The sequence below is a fragment of the Pseudomonas sp. IT-P171 genome (assembly GCF_949767765.1).
Taxonomy (GTDB): domain Bacteria; phylum Pseudomonadota; class Gammaproteobacteria; order Pseudomonadales; family Pseudomonadaceae; genus Aquipseudomonas; species Aquipseudomonas fluorescens_B.
Genome location: NZ_CATKQN010000024.1, coordinates 1 through 2608, shown reverse-complemented (window position 1 = coordinate 2608; position 2608 = coordinate 1). Strand labels below are relative to the sequence as shown.

At 52.1% G+C, this 2608-nt stretch carries 1 rRNA gene; it reads right to left on the bottom strand.

Going from position 1 to position 2608, the window contains the following annotated elements:
* Window positions 1-24: 24 nt before the first annotated feature.
* A 23S ribosomal RNA gene (locus tag ACM6I5_RS17290) occupies window positions 25-2608 on the bottom strand; the annotation flags it as partial.

Sequence of the window (2608 nt, the reverse complement as noted above, 5' to 3'; positions counted from 1 at the left end):
GTCAGCAAATTGCTTGGGTGTTATATGGTCAAGCCTCACGGGCAATTAGTATTGGTTAGCTCAACGCCTCACAGCGCTTACACACCCAACCTATCAACGTCGTAGTCTTCGACGGCCCTTCAGGGGACTCAAGGTCCCAGTGAGATCTCATCTTGAGGCTAGTTTCCCGCTTAGATGCTTTCAGCGGTTATCTATTCCGAACATAGCTACCCGGCAATGCCACTGGCGTGACAACCGGAACACCAGAGGTTCGTCCACTCCGGTCCTCTCGTACTAGGAGCAGCCCCTCTCAAATCTCAAACGTCCACGGCAGATAGGGACCGAACTGTCTCACGACGTTCTAAACCCAGCTCGCGTACCACTTTAAATGGCGAACAGCCATACCCTTGGGACCGGCTTCAGCCCCAGGATGTGATGAGCCGACATCGAGGTGCCAAACACCGCCGTCGATATGAACTCTTGGGCGGTATCAGCCTGTTATCCCCGGAGTACCTTTTATCCGTTGAGCGATGGCCCTTCCATACAGAACCACCGGATCACTAAGACCTACTTTCGTACCTGCTCGACGTGTCTGTCTCGCAGTCAAGCGCGCTTTTGCCTTTATACTCTACGACCGATTTCCGACCGGTCTGAGCGCACCTTCGTACTCCTCCGTTACTCTTTAGGAGGAGACCGCCCCAGTCAAACTACCCACCATACACTGTCCTCGATCCGGATAACGGACCTGAGTTAGAACCTCAAAGTTGCCAGGGTGGTATTTCAAGGTTGGCTCCACGCGAACTGGCGTCCACGCTTCAAAGCCTCCCACCTATCCTACACAAGCAAATTCAAAGTCCAGTGCAAAGCTATAGTAAAGGTTCACGGGGTCTTTCCGTCTAGCCGCGGATACACTGCATCTTCACAGCGATTTCAATTTCACTGAGTCTCGGGTGGAGACAGCGCCGCCATCGTTACGCCATTCGTGCAGGTCGGAACTTACCCGACAAGGAATTTCGCTACCTTAGGACCGTTATAGTTACGGCCGCCGTTTACCGGGGCTTCGATCAAGAGCTTCGCGTTAGCTAACCCCATCAATTAACCTTCCGGCACCGGGCAGGCGTCACACCCTATACGTCCACTTTCGTGTTTGCAGAGTGCTGTGTTTTTAATAAACAGTCGCAGCGGCCTGGTATCTTCGACCGGCATGGGCTTACGGAGCAAGTCCTTCACCCTCACCGGCGCACCTTCTCCCGAAGTTACGGTGCCATTTTGCCTAGTTCCTTCACCCGAGTTCTCTCAAGCGCCTTGGTATTCTCTACCCAACCACCTGTGTCGGTTTGGGGTACGGTTCCTGGTTACCTGAAGCTTAGAAGCTTTTCTTGGAAGCATGGCATCAACCACTTCGTGTTCTAAAAGAACACTCGTCATCAGCTCTCGGCCTTAGAATCCCGGATTTACCTAAGATTCCAGCCTACCACCTTAAACTTGGACAACCAACGCCAAGCTGGCCTAGCCTTCTCCGTCCCTCCATCGCAATAACCAGAAGTACAGGAATATTAACCTGTTTTCCATCGACTACGCTTTTCAGCCTCGCCTTAGGGACCGACTAACCCTGCGTCGATTAACGTTGCGCAGGAAACCTTGGTCTTTCGGCGTGGGTGTTTTTCACACCCATTGTCGTTACTCATGTCAGCATTCGCACTTCTGATACCTCCAGCAAGCTTCTCAACTCACCTTCACAGGCTTACAGAACGCTCCTCTACCGCATCACCTAAGTGATACCCGTAGCTTCGGTGTATGGTTTGAGCCCCGTTACATCTTCCGCGCAGGCCGACTCGACTAGTGAGCTATTACGCTTTCTTTAAAGGGTGGCTGCTTCTAAGCCAACCTCCTAGCTGTCTAAGCCTTCCCACATCGTTTCCCACTTAACCATAACTTTGGGACCTTAGCTGACGGTCTGGGTTGTTTCCCTTTTCACGACGGACGTTAGCACCCGCCGTGTGTCTCCCATGCTCGGCACTTGTAGGTATTCGGAGTTTGCATCGGTTTGGTAAGTCGGGATGACCCCCTAGCCGAAACAGTGCTCTACCCCCTACAGTGATACATGAGGCGCTACCTAAATAGCTTTCGAGGAGAACCAGCTATCTCCGAGCTTGATTAGCCTTTCACTCCGATCCACAGGTCATCCGCTAACTTTTCAACGGTAGTCGGTTCGGTCCTCCAGTTAGTGTTACCCAACCTTCAACCTGCCCATGGATAGATCGCCCGGTTTCGGGTCTATTCCCAGCGACTAGACGCCCTATTAAGACTCGCTTTCGCTACGCCTCCCCTATTCGGTTAAGCTCGCCACTGAAAATAAGTCGCTGACCCATTATACAAAAGGTACGCAGTCACCCAACAAAGTGGGCTCCCACTGCTTGTACGCATACGGTTTCAGGATCTATTTCACTCCCCTCTCCGGGGTTCTTTTCGCCTTTCCCTCACGGTACTAGTTCACTATCGGTCAGTCAGTAGTATTTAGCCTTGGAGGATGGTCCCCCCATATTCAGACAAAGTTTCTCGTGCTCCGTCCTACTCGATTTCATGACTAAGAGATTTTCGCGTACAGGGCTATCACCCACTATGGCCG